A 15,986-nucleotide genomic window follows, 5' to 3' on the forward strand; every position below is an offset into this window, starting at 1 on the left:
CGATGAGGATGTGGCGTGGTCTACGTCACCGGTCCGCCCTATTGTGTCGTACCGAGCGAGCGATCGGCTAAGGTCAACTACGCTCTCGGTCCGAGCGCATGATGGAGGTGTGTTCAGCACGATGCCCGCGCAATCCGAACAGCCCGAACAATCCCGATCGGTGTCATCCCGGTCCGGACTGGACGAGGCATACGACACGTGGTCGCACGCGGCGGCGGCGGTACTGGCCAAGTCGCGGCGCGTCGAGGTCGATGAGCTGCCCGACACTCCCGAAGCGCTGCTGTCCACCCGGACGCGCGACGGGCTCGCCATTCGCCCGCTGTATACGCGCCGGGATGAGACCGCCGAGCCGGGCGTTCCCGGTCAGTTCCCCTACGTACGCGGCGCCGACCCGGCGCGTGACGTCCTCACCGGCTGGCGGGTCACCGAGCGGTTCGGCGACACCGCCCTTGGCGACGACCCAACTGCACCGGCCGACACCAACTCCGCCGTCCTCGACGCCATGACCAACGGCACCAGCGGGCTGTGGCTCACGCTCGGGGGAGCACTCACTGTCGACGACATCCCGACCGTGCTCTCGGGTGTCTATCTCGATCTGGTGCCGATCACCCTGGACGCCGGGGCCGCGGGGATCGAGGCCGCGCGGGCATTGCTCGGGGTCCGCGACGCGGCGACGCCCGCGACGAGCACCGCACCGCCGACCGCGGCCACCACGCTTTCGCTGGGCCTCTCGCCGCTCACCGCGGCCTACAGCGGCCGGGCCACCGTCGCGGCCGACGCGGCGACTGCGCTGGCCGTCGACGTCGCGGCCGAGTACGGCCGCGCGGTACGCACCTTCCGGGTCGACGGCACCGACTTCGCGACTGCCGGTGCCGACAACGGTCTCGAACTGGGGCTCTCGGTCGCCGCGGCGCTGGCGCATGTTCGTGATCTCGCCCAGGCGGGTCTCGCCCCGGCACAGGCCCTCGAGCAGATCTCCTTCGCCGTGTCGATCGACGACGATCAGTTCGCCGGCATCGCGAAACTGCGGGCCTTACGACGCATCTGGGCCCGAGTGGCCGATGTCGTCGGTGCGCCCGAGGTCGGTGCCGCGCTGACGCACGCGGTGACCGACCTGTCGATGTACAGCCAGCGCGATCCGTGGGTCAACATGCTGCGCAGCACGATCGCCGCATTCGGCGCCGGCGTCGGCGGCGCCGATCAGGTGACAGTTCTCGGCTTCGACGCCGCGCTCCCCGCCGATGCCCGTACCTCGGGTGCCCGCTTTTCGCGGCGCATGGCGCGCAACACCCAGCTGGTGCTGCTCGAGGAGTCCAACATCGGCCGCGTCCTCGACCCGGCCGGCGGCTCCTGGTTCGTCGAATCGCTGACCGACGATCTCGCAGCGAACGCGTGGGCGGTGTTCGGCGACCTCGAGCGGCGCGGTGGATATCACAGCGCCCTCGAATCGGGATGGATCGCCGATCGCGTCGCCGAATCGCTGGCCACCAGAGACATCGAAGTCGCCCATCGTCGACAGTCGGTGACCGGCGTCAACGAGTTCCCGAATCTCGACGAGAAGCCCATCGCCACACCCGCCGCATCGATGACGGGTCTGCCCGGCGCGAGTCCGCGTCTGGCGCGCGTCGGCCGTGCCTTCGAGTCGCTGCGCGACCGCTCCGACACCCACCTGGCAGCGACCGGCACGCGACCGCGAATCCTGTTGCTGCCCTTGGGTAGCGTGGCCGAGCACAATGGCCGCACCACCTTTGTCACCAATCTGCTCGCCGCCGGCGGCATCGAAGCGGTCAATCCGGGGCCGATGGATGCCACCGGGGTCGCCGACGCGGCCGCCGCTGCCGCCACGCCGATCGCCGTGCTGTGCGGGACCCGGCAGCGCTACGCCGACGAGGGGCCGACAGCGCTCGCCGCGGCCCGGGCCGCGGGCCTGACGCGTGTACTCCTCGCCGGACCGGCGAAGGAGTGGCCGGCCGGTGATGACGGTCCGGACGCCGAACTGCGTGTCGGAATCGATGCGGTCACCGCCCTGACCGACCTGTTCGATCGGCTCGTACCCACCGAGCCCGACACCTCGGGAGTCCAGGCATGACCAACACCGAACAGCACACCGCCATACCGAATTTCGCCGACGTCGAGCTCACTGCCGATGCGCCGGAGGTACCCGAGGCCCCGGCGCACGCGGGCGCCGACGTGATCGAGAATCTCTCGCGCGCACATGGTTACACCGCCGAGCAGGTCACCTGGACCACGCCCGAGCAGATCGACGTCAAACCGGTCTACACCCGCGCCGACCGGGACGCGGTCACCCGCGATGACGAACATCCTTATCCGCTGGACTCGCTGCCCGGCGCGGCGCCGTTCATCCGTGGCCCGTATCCGACGATGTATGTCAACCAGCCGTGGACGATTCGCCAATACGCCGGCTTCTCCACGGCCGCCGAATCCAACGCCTTCTACCGGCGCAATCTCGCAGCCGGGCAGAAGGGCCTGTCGGTGGCCTTCGACCTCGCGACCCACCGCGGCTACGATTCCGATCATCCGCGCGTCGCCGGCGACGTCGGCATGGCGGGGGTGGCGATCGACTCGATTCTCGACATGCGTCAACTCTTCGACGGCATCGATCTGGGCACCGTGTCCGTGTCGATGACGATGAACGGCGCCGTCTTGCCGATTCTGGCGTTGTATGTCGTTGCCGCCGAAGAACAAGGCGTACCACCGGAGAAGCTGGCGGGGACCATCCAGAACGACATCCTCAAAGAGTTCATGGTCCGCAACACCTACATCTATCCGCCCAAACCGTCGATGCGGATCATCTCGAACATCTTCGAATACGCCAGCCAGAAGATGCCGAAGTTCAACTCGATCTCCATTTCCGGCTACCACATCCAGGAAGCCGGGGCGACGGCCGATCTCGAGCTGGCCTATACGCTCGCCGATGGGGTCGAATACATCCGGGCCGGCCTCGATGCCGGGCTCGGTATCGACGCCTTCGCCCCGCGGCTCTCGTTCTTCTGGGGCATCGGGATGAACTTCTTCATGGAGGTCGCCAAGCTGCGTGCCGGTCGTCTGCTCTGGAGCGAACTGGTGGCACAATTCGATCCCAAGAACCCCAAATCGCGGTCGCTGCGCACACATTCGCAGACCTCGGGCTGGTCGCTGACCGCCCAGGACGTGTTCAACAACGTGGCGCGCACCTGCGTCGAGGCGATGGCCGCGACGCAGGGACACACCCAGTCACTGCACACCAACGCGCTCGATGAAGCGATCGCGCTGCCGACCGACTTCTCCGCGCGGATCGCTCGCAACACCCAGTTGCTGCTGGCGCAGGAGTCGGGGACCACTCGTCCGATCGATCCCTGGGCCGGGTCCAACTATGTCGAGTGGCTGACCCATCAGCTCGCGCAGAAGGCCCGCGCCCACATCGCCGAGGTGGAGGCGACGGGCGGGATGACGCAGGCCATCAACGAGGGTCTGCCGAAGTTGCGCATCGAGGAGGCCGCCGCACGCACGCAGGCCCGCATCGATTCCGGGCAGCAGCCACTGATCGGCGTCAACAAGTACCGGGTCACCGACGACGAGGAGATCGACGTCCTCAAGGTCGAGAACTCCAAGGTGCGCGCCGAGCAGTTGGAGAAGCTGGAAAGGCTTCGCACGGGCCGTGATCCGGTGGCCGTCGAGGCTGCGCTCGCCGATCTCACCCGGGCCGCCGCGACCACCGACGGCGGTATGGCGAACAACCTGCTGGCGCTGGCCATCGAGGCGGCGCGGCATCAGGCAACTGTCGGCGAGATCTCGACCGCACTCGAAAAGGTCTATGGTCGCCACCAGGCAGAGATCAAGACCATCAGCGGGGTGTATCGGCATGAGGTGGGCGAGGTGAGCTCGGTCGACGCGGCGACCGAGATCGTGGCGCAGTTTGCCGAGGCCGAGGGCCGTCGTCCGCGTGTGCTGGTCGCCAAGATGGGACAAGACGGGCATGACCGCGGCCAGAAGGTGATCGCGACCGCGTTTGCCGACCTCGGCTTCGACGTCGACGTGGGGCCGCTGTTCGCCACTCCGGAGGAGGTCGCCGGGCAGGCGGCCGACAACGACGTGCACGTCGTCGGGGTGTCGTCGTTGGCGGCCGGGCATCTCACCCTGGTGCCCGCGTTGCGTACGGCGCTCGCGGAGGTCGGGCGTCCCGACATCATGATCGTCGTGGGCGGTGTCATCCCGCCCGGCGATTTCGACGCGCTCTACGAGGCCGGGGCCGCGGCGATCTTCCCGCCCGGCACGGTGATCGCCGACTCGGCCGTCGAGCTGATCGGCAAACTCGCCGACCAACTCGGCCTCGAACTCGCCGGAGCCGCATCGGAGTGAGCGACGCGGGAGACACCGGCAGGGCGGTCGGCCGGCGCGTCGACATCGACGCCCTCGAAGCGGGCGTGCTCGGCGACCGGCGGGCCGATCTGGCTCGTGCGATCACTCTCGTCGAGTCCCGGCGAGCCGACCATCGGGTAGCGGCGCAGGAGTTGCTGCTGCGTCTGACGCCGCACGCGGGCAAGTCTTTTCGGGTCGGGATCACCGGTGTGCCCGGGGTCGGCAAGTCCACGACGATCGAGGCGCTCGGCCTGCGCCTGATCGAGCAGGGCCACAAGGTGGCGGTACTTGCTGTCGACCCGTCCTCGACGCGCACCGGCGGTTCGATTCTGGGCGACAAGACCCGGATGGGCGGGCTCTCCACGGACAACCGCGCCTATATCCGGCCGTCGCCGACGTCGGGCACCCTCGGTGGAGTCGCCAAGGCGACGCGCGAGTCGATCGTGCTCGTCGAGGCGGCCGGTTTCGACGTGGTCCTGGTGGAGACCGTTGGCGTCGGGCAATCGGAGGTGGCGGTCGCGAACATGGTCGACACGTTCACTTTCCTGACTCTGGCCCGCACCGGTGATTCGTTGCAGGGCATCAAGAAAGGCGTCCTCGAACTCGCCGACGTGATCATGGTCAACAAGGCCGACGGCTCACACCTCACCGAGGCCCGCGGAGCCGCCCGCGAACTCAAAAACGCCCTCAAACTGATCTATCCGCATGACGCACTGTGGGTTCCGCCGGTCCAGACGATGAGCGCACTGGAGAACGCCGGCGTCGACGACTACTGGGCCGCCGTCGAGCGGCACCACGAAACCCTCATCGCCGCAGGCGAATTCGAGGCCCGACGCAATCGACAGCAAATCGATTGGATGTGGGAGATGGCGCGCGAGACCGTGCTCTCCCGGCTGGCGGAGTCCGCGGCGGTCCGGGCCGAGCGCACCGCCGTCGAAGCGCAGGTCGCCGACGCCGAACTGACCCCGGCCCTCGGGGCACAGCGGATCATCGAGGCCTTCGACCGGCGCTGACGGCACACCCGGCCGTCAGCGGTTCGGTCGAGTGGGAAACCGCCTGTCGCACAGCCCGGTCAGCCGGCCACCTGAATCAGTGGCGCGACCGTCGAGCCCAGCAGCTCGACCCGGCCCGGGAGGTGGCCGTTGGCAGGCGCGTTGATCGTGAAGCCGTCGATTCCGGTGGCCAAGAGCTCGGTGAAACGGTCGGCGACCTCGGCCGGGGAACCGATGATGGCGCGGTCCCGCGTGCCCTGGGCGCGGGGATTGCGTGCCAGGTACTCCTCGAATTCGCGTACGGCCTGTTCATGCGTCGGTGCCACACAGGCCGTCGTCTGTATGGTCACGGTGATCTCGGAGCGATCGCGGCCGAGTCGTTCACAGTGCTCGGCGAGGGCGTCGAGCTTGCGGCCGATCTCGTCGACCCCGCAGATCAGATTCGACTCGTCGGCGTATTGGGCGACCATTCGCAGCGTCTTGCGTTCCCCGCCACCGCCGATCAGCACCGGGATGCGGCTCATCGGTGCGGGAGAGTTGACGGCTTCGGACACCTGATACCACTTGCCCTGCAACGACGGTCGTTCACCGCGCAACATGGGCAGGATGATCTGCAGCGCCTCTTCGAGCTTCTCGAACCGATCGGTGAAGGTGCCGAATTCGTAGCCCAGTGAGTCGTGTTCGAGTTCGAACCAGCCGGCCCCGATACCGAGTTGCGCGCGCCCCTGCGAGACGAGATCGAGCGCGGTGATCGTCTTGGCGAGCAGCGTCGGGTTGCGATAGGTGTTGCCGGTGACCAGCGCCGACAGACGTACCTTTGACGTGTGCTGGGCGAGTGCGGACAGCAGTGAGTAGCACTCGAGCATCGGATCCTCGGGCTCCCCGAGCATCGCGAGCTGATAGAAGTGGTCCATCACGAAGACCGTGTCGAAACCGGAGTTCTCGGCTTCCACTGCCTGGGCGGCGATAGTCGGAAACAACTGTGCCGGTGCGGTGTCGGGGTAGGTGAAGTTCGGGATCTGGTAGCCGAGGTGAGTCACCGCAACAGGTTACGCCCCTCGCATGCGGTCGCCCACCGAGCGTGCGAGACCGGCGATGGTGTCGATGAGATCGTCGAAGACGCGGTCGACATCGGTGGCGGTCGCGATCCGGACATTGGGTGCACCGCCCCACATCCCGCGTTCGTCGGCGACCGTCGTGCCGCGCGTGAGCGTCCCGGACAACTCGACCGCGACGCGTGCCGGCCGGGTCGACGCCCACGCCGGGTCGAGCGCCACCATCGCCGCGAACGGGTCGTGCAGGTGGGCGATGTATCCCTCGTCGTGGGCGTGGTGGAACTCGAGATAGAAGCGCAGTGCATCCATCACGTGCCTGATGACCACGTTCTGGGCCACCGAGCGGGCGCCCGGCGCGTCGGCCGGATCCGGGCATTCCAGCGGTGTACTGCCGGCCGCGGCGGCCAGCCGCACGGTGTGGTCGGGGGTCAGCGCGATGGATTCGGTGAGATCCAGCGGACACACGATGGGTTCGGGGGCGCCGTCGGTGCCGAAGGCGGCGAACACCTCGGCCGCGGCCTCCGGATCGACTGCGACATTCCATTCCGAGGTCGGTGTGGTGTTGCCGTGCACGTGGAAGGCCCCGCCCATGATCACCAGACGCCGCAGCCGGAACGGCAGGTCGGGGTCGCGTCGGATGGCCGTGGCCAGCGAGGTGAGAGGGCCGGTGACCAGTCCGACCAATTCCCCCGGGTATGCCCGGGTGGCCGCGACCCAGGCATCCGCCGCGTCGAGGTCGGCGGCCGAGTGCGTGGCCGTGGGCAATTCGGCGTAACCGACACCCAGCGGGCCGTGCGTGTCTTCGGTGGTCATCAGCTCGGCGACCAGCGGAGTCGGCGCCCCTTGATGGACGGGGATGTCTTCGCGGCCGCACAGTGCCAGCCATGCCAGGTTGTTCGCGGTGACCACATCGGCGGGCACATTGCCGGCCGTGCTGGCGATGCCGACGATGTCGGCGTCGCTGCGGGCGAGGAGATAGAGCAATGCGAGCGAGTCGTCGATCCCGGTATCGCAGTCGAAGAACAGTCGTTGGGTCACGAGCATCCATTGTGCCTCTTTCGCGGGGTTCATCGTCGCCTGTACGCCGCTGTCCAGCGCATTCGACGGATCGGCACAATTCCGTAACGTCGGGGCATGGACGTCTCGATTCTCGGCGCGGCCCACCCCGGTGTCGCCCACCTGGCCTTCGAATGGACCGATTCGAACCGGATGTGGTTGATGGAGCGGCCGATTCGCATCGTCTGCTATATCGTCGGCGCACTGATCGTGCGGTGGGTCGCGAACCGACTCATCGACCGAGCGACCCGCCCCCACCCCGACGGGGGTGGTCAGCGATCCGCCCCGGCCCTGATCCGGCACCTACGCGAACGCGCACCGACCGGCGCAAAGACCTCTGGAGCCGCCAAGACGGCTGTGGCACAGCGACGATCCCAGCGAGCGCGGACCATCGGCTCGGTGCTCAAGTCCACCGTGTCGATCATCGTGCTGGTGTGGGTGGTGCTCGCGATCCTGTCGGTCCTCGGGGTCAACATCGCACCGTTCATCGCCTCCGCCGGGGTGATCGGTCTCGCGATCGGCTTCGGTGCGCAGAATCTGGTCCGTGACTTCGTCACCGGCATCTTCATGCTCCTCGAGGACCAGTACGGCGTCGGCGACACCGTCGACCTCGGCGAGGCCGTGGGCACGGTGGAGAGCGTGGGACTGCGCATCACGACGTTGCGCGACGTCGACGGCACCCTCTGGTACGTGCGCAACGGCGAGATCGCCCGCGTGGGCAACATGAGCCAGGAGTATGCCGTCGCCCGGCTCGATCTGCCGGTTGCATTGAGTGCCGATCTGGACCGGGCACAGGAGGTCGCCCTCGACGCGGCGAAGGCTGAGGTGACCGACAAAGAACTCGCCGACAATGTACTCGGACCGCCGGAGATGCTCGGTGTTCAGGAGGTCGCACCGCACCGCGTGACATTACGCATGACGGTGAAGACGAAACCGAACGCGCAATGGTCGACCCAACGTCGTCTCCGTTCGGCGACTCTGATCGCGTTCGAGGAGCACGGCATCGAATTGCCTCACCCGCTCGGACAGCTCGTGGGTTCGACGAACGGCCAGGCCGATGGGGGAGCGGGGTGATGGGGATCCACCGCGTTGGCATCCGGCGGCATAAAAGTGCATGTTGTGAGAAGCGGGTCTTGTCGCGGATGTTCTCATCCATCAGTCGCGACGCGTACGAGGACGAGTTGGTCGCGTAGTTCGTGTCGGGCGGTGCGGCCGCGTCGATCTCGCCCCACAGTGGAATCTTGATGTCCAGCCGCTCGGGAACCGCCTCGACAGCGAGCCAGGTGTCGGTGAGCGCGTCGGCGACGGCCGCCTGCGCCTGTGTCACATCGGGATCGTAGATCCGGACCTCGCCCCACGCGTCGCGAACATCAACGCGATGCGTCGGCCAAGGATGCCGGCTCCGAAAACCGCGACCGGACGGGACTGGATGTCATCGAAAGTGTGCGCAAAGCCCGTGTGCCGTAAACCCTTTCGGTGGGGATGATTTCGGGGTCAGACCATCCCGGCGATGCCGGACAAGTGGGTGGCGAGGTTGGCCACCAGGCGTTTGCCGTGATCGGCGCTTCCCGTCAGCGGCACCGCGTAGACGCTTCCGCCGAGGTCGGAGACATAGACCGTGTCCGCTTCGGTGTCGACGACCAGACCGATGGCCTCCTCGAATCCGTCGGCGAGGATCTCCGGTGTCGCGCCCGGCTCACCGGGCGCCGGGATCGGAGCCCGGTTCAGCGTGTTGCCGTTCGGGGGAGCACCGCGGTCGGTCCAGTACAGCGTTCCGTCGGCGATCTCGAGATCGATGGGCTCGGGCAGGTGAGCCCACAGAACTTCGATATCGGTGCGGGTCTGCGGCGTCTCGCCGGCCGCGATCTGCACCGGCGCTCGCAGGATCTTGCCGACACCACCCTTGGCCGGCCCCTTCTGCGTCCAGTAGAGCTGTTCGCCCGCCGCATCGACGGCCACCCCGACACACTGGTTCTCGATGCCGGGCTCGTTGACCACGAGGTCCTGGCGATCGCTTCCGTCAATGCGTATCCGGCTGACCCGGTGTCCCTCGCGATCTCCCCAGTACAGCCGGTCGCCATGGCACACCAGCTGCTTGCCGGTGGTGATGTCGCCCGGTGCGGTCAGGTCGCGGCGACCGGTGCCGTCGACGTTGATGGCGTGGACGCCACCGTTGGGGGTGCTGTAGTCCAGCGCCGACTCGCCGTCGCCCTTGTCGGGGTGCTGGATGGGCGTGCCCATGGTCGTCCAATAGGCGACGCCGCCGGCGATCTGCAGTCCGTCCGGGGACGCGCCGGTATCGGCATAGACTTGATCGGCCTGGCCGGTCGTGGTGTCGATCGTGAAGATGCGATCGGTCGAGATACCCAGCGCAACCAGCTTGCGATACACATCGTCTCCTTCTCCGATGGCGACGAACCGTTGGATGTCGGTCCTGCCGGGAGCGTGTGACCCGCTCCGCGTGAACGGCCGCCGACGGTCATCACGGTACGCGATGACCGGGTGTTTCATCAGGGATCTGCGTCGACTCCTGGATCCGCTCCCGGGGAGACCGGAGCTCGGCGTTTGCGTCGATATCCCGCTGTGCCACAGGATCTTTCGATCCCGTGGTCCATGACGAGCACGACGTCGAGCTGCCCTGCCCGGCCGGCCGTCAACTGGTCACCGCCGATTCGGACGGCTGTACGGGCCCGGCCGCACTTTCGACCACGCTGATCGCAACCGGCGCGCCGGAAACGACAAAGTCCCCGAGTGGAACTCGGGGACTTCGTCGTGTGGTGTCCGAGGGGGGACTTGAACCCCCACGCCCGTTAATAGGGCACTAGCACCTCAAGCTAGCGCGTCTGCCATTCCGCCACTCGGACTCGATTGTGGTCTGTGTGGGAGGTGACCTCTCACACCGGCGGCGATAACACTAACCGAGGTTGCCCCGGTATCCCAAATCCCGTAGGAGTGAGGGGTGACCGAAGAGTCTGAGCTCCCGCGCGCCGTCGACGAGGTCGTCGACCTCGTCAGCACCCTGATCCGTTTCGACACCAGCAACACCGGCGAACTCGAGACCACCCGCGGCGAGGAGGAATGCGCCAAATGGGTGGCCCAGATGCTCGAAGAGGTGGGGTACACCACGCAATATGTGGAGTCGGGGCAGCCGGGCCGCGGCAACGTCTTCGCCCGGCTGGCGGGCCCGCCGGATTCCGACCGCGGCGCGCTGCTGATCCATGGCCACCTCGACGTGGTGCCCGCCGAGCCGGCCGACTGGAGCGTGCATCCCTTTGCCGGGACCGTCAAGGACGGCTACATCTGGGGCCGCGGCGCCATCGACATGAAGGACATGGTCGGTATGGCGCTGGCGTTGGCGCGTCAGTTCCAGCGCGAGGGCACGGTGCCGCCACGCGACATCGTCTTCGCCTTCCTCGCCGACGAGGAGGCTGGCGGGACGTGGGGATCGCACTGGCTCGTCGAACATCGACCGGACCTGTTCGAGGGCATCACCGAGGCGGTCGGGGAGGTGGGCGGCTACTCGCTGACGGTGGACCGGCCCGACGGCAGCGAACGCCGTCTCTATCTGGTGGAGACCGCCGAGAAGGGTCTGGGGTGGATGCGGTTGACTGCCGACGCCACCGCAGGCCATGGATCGTTCCTGCACTCCGACAACGCCGTCACCGAGATCGCCGAGGCGGTCGCGCGGATCGGCCGGCACACCTTTCCGCTGGTGATCAGCGAATCGGTGACGCAGTTCTTGTCGGCGGTGTCCGAGGAGACCGGACTCGACCTGAGCCCCGACGCACCGGACCTGGAGACCTCGCTGTTCAAATTGGGGAGCCTCGCGCGGATCATCGGGGCGACGCTGCGCGACACGGCCAATCCGACGATGCTGCGGGCGGGGTACAAGGCCAATGTGATCCCACAGAAGGCGGAGGCGGTGGTGGACTGCCGAGTTCTGCCGGGGCGTCAGAAGGAGTTCGAGGCCGAGATCGACCGGCTCATCGGTCCGCACGTGACACGGGAGTGGATCACCCACCTCGACTCTTACGAGACGAGTTTCGACGGTGACCTCGTCGACGCGATGAACGCTGCGATCCTCGCGCACGATCCGGGCGCCCGCACCGTGCCGTACATGATGTCGGGCGGCACCGACGCCAAGGCCTTCGCGAAACTGGGAATCCGGTGCTTCGGGTTCGCGCCGCTGCAGTTGCCGCGGGAACTGGATTTCGCGGCACTGTTCCATGGGGTCGATGAACGGGTGCCGGTCGACGCCGTCGTCTTCGGTACCAAGGTGCTCGAACACTTCCTGCTGCACAGCTGATCGTGCCGGGCGGCCCGGGACAGTGCCCCGGCGGGCCGGCGGTGGTCGCCTAGAGTGGGTTGAGAAGCGCGCCGACCACGAGAAAGGTGACCTGATGCCGAGTTTCGATCCGTACGAACCGTTGCCCGCCCTGCCGGGATTCGAGGTGACCTCCACCAGTGTCGACGACGGTGCGACGCTGGCGAGTCGACAGGCGAGTGGGTTGATGGGCGCCGGTGGCCAGGACGTGTCACCTCAGTTGAGCTGGTCCGGATTCCCCAGCGAGACCAAGAGTTTCACGGTCACCGTGTACGACCCCGACGCGCCGACGGCATCGGGCTTCTGGCACTGGGCGGTCGCCGACATCCCGGCCGCGGTGACAAGTCTCGACGAGGGCGCAGGCGACGACACCGGCTCCGGCCTGCCGGCCGGTGCGGTCACGCTCGCCAACGACGCGTCGCTGCGCCGATATGTCGGCGCCGCACCGCCTCCCGGACACGGCCCGCACCGCTACTTCATCGTCGTGCATGCCGTCGACGTCGAATCGCTGGGTCTGCCCGACGGTGCGACGCCCGCCTACCTGGGCTTCAACCTGTTCTCCCATGCCATCGCCCGGACCAGGATCGTCGGTCTCTACGAGCAGCCTTCGGAAGACACGTGAGTCGTCGCCGCGGTCGCTGAGCCGTGGCCCGTCGGTACCGAGCGCCTCAGCGGCGAGTCGCGGCGCCGACGGCCGCAGCCAGATCGGGGAAACCGCCGTCGCGTACGCGTTGCGCGATACCGGCGTTGACCTCCTTGAGCCAGACCGGCCCGCCGTAGATGAACTGCGTGTACACCTGCAGGAGATCTGCGCCGGCCAGGATTCGTTCCCACGCCTGCTCGACGGTGTCGATACCGCCGACACTGATCAGTGAGAGCCGGCCGCCGACACGGGCATACAGGCGCTGCAGCACCGCCAGCGAGCGGTCGTGCAGTGGTGCGCCGGACAATCCGCCGGCGCCCATTGCCGCCACCTCGGCAGCCGGGGTGCGTAACCCGGTCCGGCTGATGGTGGTGTTGGTCGCGACGATGCCGGCGAGCCCGAGTTCGACGGCGAGGTCGGCGACCGCGTCGACGTCGGTGTCGGCAAGGTCGGGCGCAATCTTCACCAGCACGGGCACCGAAACCTCGCCCTGTACGGCGACGAGGATCGGCCGTAGCGCATCGACGGCCTGCAGATCACGCAGGCCCGGCGTGTTGGGCGAACTGACATTGACGACGACGAAATCGGCGTGTGGGCCCAGAAGCCTTGCCGAGCACCGATAATCGTCGACGGCCTCGTCGACGGGCACCGTCTTGGTCTTGCCGATGTTGGCGCCGATGGGTACCCGGACCGGGCCGGGCCGTGCCGCCTGAAGGTGCTGGGCGGCGACCCGGGCACCGGGATTGTTGAAACCCATGCGATTGACCAGCGCGCGATCACGCGGCAGGCGGAACAGCCGGGGCAGCGGGTTGCCCGGTTGCGCCTGGCCGGTGATGGTACCGATCTCGGCGAAGCCGAAACCCAGCTGCCCCCAGGCGTTCACGGCCGACGCCGTCTTGTCGAAGCCCGCGGCCAGTCCCAGCGGGGCGGGGAACTCGACCCCGAAGACCTGTTGACGCAGCACCGGATCATGCGTCGCGAGCACCCGCGCAGACACCTGCCGCAGCGGTGCGATCAGCATCACGACTCGGATGGCCGCCGCGGTGACGCGGTGGATGCGTTCGGGTGAAACACAGAACATCAGCCGCAACAGCACCGGATAGGCGTACCGGTTGAGGGTGCTCAGCATGCCCGGGCGTCCTCATCGGGCAGAGAATCATTGGCTGTCATAGGGTTTCGATCGACTCCGGTCGGCTCGGCGCGTTGTCCGCGGGAGGGTTTGCGACGTTTGAGCAGCACCTTGCGGGTTCCGTCGGAATACAGCCGTACCCGCGACAGCTCCCACCCACCGAACTCCGCCTCCAGCGACAGGCGCATCGACGCCGTCACGCGCGTCACCTCCGGCGGCAAACGCACGAGGATGCACTCGAAATCGTCGGAGGTGACCTCCCAGCCACGAGGGTAACGAGCGCCGTGGCGCGCACCGGCACGCCCGGATGCGGCGGGTATGTTCCCTGGGCGCAACGTCATCCGGCGGCCCCGGTCGTCGTCGGCACTCCGCTGGTGGGTGTCACCGGGGTTCCGCCGCCCTGGTCGGCGGGCGCGACGACCTGGAGTCCGCCGTCTCGGGCGGAGAGTACGTACACCGTGCCGTCCGCGTCGGCCACCATCGAATCCGGTTGGGCCACCGAGGCGAAGCGGTGCTTCTCCGCGGGTTCGCCGTTGGCGAGGTCATAGGCCACCACCTCGTTGTTCGCTGTCGTCGACACCCATAGCAGGTTGCGGGTGTCGTCGTAGTCTACGGCGTAGGGCCCGTCGGCCACGGGATAGCGGAACCGCATCACCAGCGGCGATCCGAAGAATCCGACGATCTCGTCGTCACGGGTGTTGGCGACGAGCACCCGGCCATAGTGATCCACCGTGGCGGTGGTCGCGCCGTTGCCTGCGCGCAACGCCGGTCCCAGATTCCCGTTGCTCAGATCGACCGGAGTCACCGACGACTGTGCCCGGTCGAGAACGACAACCTGCTCGTCGGACAACTCGGCACCGGGCGGCGAGACGGTGATGTCGTCGACGCGCACGAACCCGGCGATGTCGCGTTGCTGCTGCAACCGGTCGGTGTGGACCAGCACGTGACCGTTCTCGGTGCCCACCAGGATACGTCCGTCGGCCGTCCGCGCGAGGGCGGTCGGCGCGTCGGTGCGCAGCGGTACCGCGGTGACGTTGCCGTCGGGCCCGATTCGCACGAGATGGCCCGGTCCGGCGCCCACGAACCCGCCGTCCCCGACGCCGAGGAGTCGGGTGATCACCGGGGCGGGGATCACCGGGGTCGGCGTCGGGGCGGTCCCGGCCGCGGTATCGAACCGCATCACCGAATTTCCGCCGGGACCGATCACCGCGAGGCGGGTTCCCGACTCGGCGAGGGCGGATGAGCCGGCCGGGGTGGGAATGGTCAGCCCCGCCGGCGTGACGGCCGGGCCGGGAGGTGCCGAACTCGCAGAGGCCGGTGTGACAGTGGCCACATCGGTGGGGGTCTGCGAGCCATCGGAGGAGTTGCAACCGGCGATCACCAGTACGGAGGCAGTGAGTGCGACGAGCGCGCCGGCGGTCCGTCGCGCGCTGGTACGGACCACTGAACCGGATCGACTGGCAGGCATCTCCCCATCTTGGCGCACCGCCGAACCGGCCCGGCGCCGCGGGGTCGGCACTCGTGTCGGGGGTGAACGTCTCGCGCGAGTTCCCGCGTAGCATCGACCGCCGTGACCGACACCATGACGTGGGCCCAGTCGATCGTCCTCGGCGCGATCCAGGGCCTCACCGAATTCTTGCCGATCTCCTCTTCGGCCCATCTGCGTATCGCCTCGGAACTGATGTTCGGACAGGACGCCGGTGCGTCGTTCACCGCGGTCACCCAACTCGGTACCGAGGCGGCTGTACTGGTGTTCTTCGCCCGTGACATCGCCCGGATCGTGGTCGCCTGGTTCCGGGGACTCTTTTCTCGCACCGAGCGCGGACTCGACTACCGGATCGGCTGGTATGTGATCTTCGCCACCATTCCGATCGGGGTGATCGGGTACCTCCTCAAGGACGAGATCCGGTCGGCGGCACGCAATCTCTGGCTGGTGGCGACGGTGTTGATCCTGTTCTCGGGAGTCTTCTGGCTCGCCGAGCGACTCGCGACCCAGCGGCGTTCGATGGAACGGCTCACACTGCGCGACGGCCTGGTCATGGGGTTGGCGCAGTGTCTGGCCCTGGTCCCCGGGGTGTCGCGTTCGGGCGCCACCGCCAGCGCCGGGCTGTTTCTGGGTCTCGAACGCGAGGCCGCGTTCCGGTTCTCGTTCCTGCTCGCCATCCCGGCGGTGCTCGCCTCGGGACTGTTCAGCATCCCCGACGCCGTTCACCCCACCGGCGACGGCATGGAGGCCACGGGAGCGCAGCTGATCATCGCGACGCTGGTCGCGTTCGTCTTGGGTTACGTCTCGATCGCCTGGTTGCTCCGTTTCGTCAGCCACCACTCGATGAATTGGTTCGGCGCCTACCGGGTTGCACTGGGACTGGTCGTGATCGGGCTGTTGGCCGGTGGCGTCATCAGCGCGACCTGATCGGGTATGTCCTGG

13 protein-coding genes, 1 tRNA gene and 1 pseudogene are annotated in these 15,986 nt (G+C 67.7%); 7 read left to right on the top strand and 8 right to left on the bottom strand.

Annotated features, from left to right (window positions below):
• Positions 1 to 121: 121 nt before the first annotated feature.
• Genes ACPXB3_RS02630 through meaB form a run of 3 tightly spaced genes read left to right on the top strand, consistent with a single transcriptional unit; the run spans position 122 to position 5,372 of the window.
• A complete protein-coding gene (locus ACPXB3_RS02630; RefSeq protein WP_425726242.1) occupies positions 122 to 2,089 on the top strand; it encodes a methylmalonyl-CoA mutase family protein in 1,968 nt (655 codons plus the stop codon).
• Positions 2,086 to 4,359, top strand: a complete 2,274-nt coding sequence (scpA, locus tag ACPXB3_RS02635) for a methylmalonyl-CoA mutase (protein ID WP_425726244.1) — start codon at positions 2,086 to 2,088, stop codon at positions 4,357 to 4,359. The genes ACPXB3_RS02630 and scpA overlap by 4 nt, the downstream gene beginning before the upstream one ends.
• Positions 4,356 to 5,372 (top strand): methylmalonyl Co-A mutase-associated GTPase MeaB, encoded by a 1,017-nt coding sequence (meaB, locus tag ACPXB3_RS02640; RefSeq protein ID WP_425702735.1) that lies wholly within the window; start codon positions 4,356 to 4,358, stop codon positions 5,370 to 5,372. Before scpA ends, meaB begins: the two co-directional genes overlap by 4 nt.
• Before the next feature lie 59 nt (positions 5,373 to 5,431).
• Here meaB and ACPXB3_RS02645 read toward each other — a convergent pair whose 3' ends face one another.
• Positions 5,432 to 6,391 (bottom strand): LLM class F420-dependent oxidoreductase, encoded by a 960-nt coding sequence (locus tag ACPXB3_RS02645; protein ID WP_425702733.1) that lies wholly within the window; start codon positions 6,389 to 6,391, stop codon positions 5,432 to 5,434.
• A gap of 9 nt (positions 6,392 to 6,400) precedes the next feature.
• The gene (locus ACPXB3_RS02650; protein ID WP_425702731.1) at positions 6,401 to 7,444 is read right to left on the bottom strand and encodes a nucleoside hydrolase; all 1,044 of its coding nucleotides are present in this window, start codon (positions 7,442 to 7,444) and stop codon (positions 6,401 to 6,403) included.
• A 96-nt stretch (positions 7,445 to 7,540) separates the two neighbouring features.
• On the opposite strand from ACPXB3_RS02650, the gene ACPXB3_RS02655 reads away from it, so the two are divergent.
• The gene (locus ACPXB3_RS02655) at positions 7,541 to 8,536 is read left to right on the top strand and encodes a mechanosensitive ion channel family protein (protein ID WP_425702730.1); all 996 of its coding nucleotides are present in this window, start codon (positions 7,541 to 7,543) and stop codon (positions 8,534 to 8,536) included.
• A 109-nt stretch (positions 8,537 to 8,645) separates the two neighbouring features.
• Here the strand turns inward: ACPXB3_RS02655 and ACPXB3_RS02660 are convergent.
• From ACPXB3_RS02660 to ACPXB3_RS02670, 3 genes and pseudogenes are all read right to left on the bottom strand, one after another.
• Positions 8,646 to 8,789: pseudogene (locus tag ACPXB3_RS02660) on the bottom strand (3-hydroxyacyl-CoA dehydrogenase NAD-binding domain-containing protein); the annotation flags it as partial.
• A gap of 167 nt (positions 8,790 to 8,956) precedes the next feature.
• On the bottom strand, positions 8,957 to 9,853 hold the full coding sequence (locus tag ACPXB3_RS02665; protein WP_425702728.1) for a hypothetical protein: 897 nt from the start codon (positions 9,851 to 9,853) through the stop codon (positions 8,957 to 8,959).
• Between the two features lie 384 nt (positions 9,854 to 10,237).
• A tRNA-Leu gene (locus ACPXB3_RS02670) sits at positions 10,238 to 10,326 on the bottom strand.
• A gap of 95 nt (positions 10,327 to 10,421) precedes the next feature.
• Here ACPXB3_RS02670 and ACPXB3_RS02675 point away from each other — a divergent pair.
• Both ACPXB3_RS02675 and ACPXB3_RS02680 read left to right on the top strand, forming a co-directional pair.
• Positions 10,422 to 11,768 (top strand): M20/M25/M40 family metallo-hydrolase, encoded by a 1,347-nt coding sequence (locus tag ACPXB3_RS02675; RefSeq protein WP_425726246.1) that lies wholly within the window; start codon positions 10,422 to 10,424, stop codon positions 11,766 to 11,768.
• Between the two features lie 94 nt (positions 11,769 to 11,862).
• Positions 11,863 to 12,408, top strand: coding sequence for a YbhB/YbcL family Raf kinase inhibitor-like protein (locus ACPXB3_RS02680; protein ID WP_425702725.1), 546 nt, complete (start codon positions 11,863 to 11,865; stop codon positions 12,406 to 12,408).
• A 46-nt stretch (positions 12,409 to 12,454) separates the two neighbouring features.
• On the opposite strand, the gene ACPXB3_RS02685 is transcribed toward ACPXB3_RS02680, so the two are convergent.
• From ACPXB3_RS02685 to ACPXB3_RS02695, 3 genes are read right to left on the bottom strand one after another with little or no spacing between them, the layout of a single operon-like run.
• On the bottom strand, positions 12,455 to 13,558 hold the full coding sequence (locus ACPXB3_RS02685) for a quinone-dependent dihydroorotate dehydrogenase (protein WP_425702723.1): 1,104 nt from the start codon (positions 13,556 to 13,558) through the stop codon (positions 12,455 to 12,457).
• Positions 13,552 to 13,899, bottom strand: coding sequence for a DUF5703 family protein (locus ACPXB3_RS02690; RefSeq protein WP_425702722.1), 348 nt, complete (start codon positions 13,897 to 13,899; stop codon positions 13,552 to 13,554). Before ACPXB3_RS02690 ends, ACPXB3_RS02685 begins: the two co-directional genes overlap by 7 nt.
• Complete coding sequence (locus tag ACPXB3_RS02695; protein ID WP_425726247.1) at positions 13,896 to 15,026, bottom strand: hypothetical protein; 1,131 nt, start codon at positions 15,024 to 15,026, stop codon at positions 13,896 to 13,898. Before ACPXB3_RS02695 ends, ACPXB3_RS02690 begins: the two co-directional genes overlap by 4 nt.
• 102 nt (positions 15,027 to 15,128) lie before the next feature.
• Between ACPXB3_RS02695 and ACPXB3_RS02700 the strand changes: the two genes are divergently transcribed.
• Positions 15,129 to 15,971 carry an undecaprenyl-diphosphate phosphatase gene (locus tag ACPXB3_RS02700; RefSeq protein WP_425702720.1) on the top strand — a complete coding sequence of 281 codons (843 nt, stop codon included), beginning with the start codon at positions 15,129 to 15,131 and terminating at the stop codon, positions 15,969 to 15,971.
• The last annotated feature ends 15 nt before the right edge of the window (positions 15,972 to 15,986 follow it).

The organism is Gordonia sp. DT219 (assembly GCF_049847065.1).
Lineage (GTDB): Bacteria > Actinomycetota > Actinomycetes > Mycobacteriales > Mycobacteriaceae > Gordonia.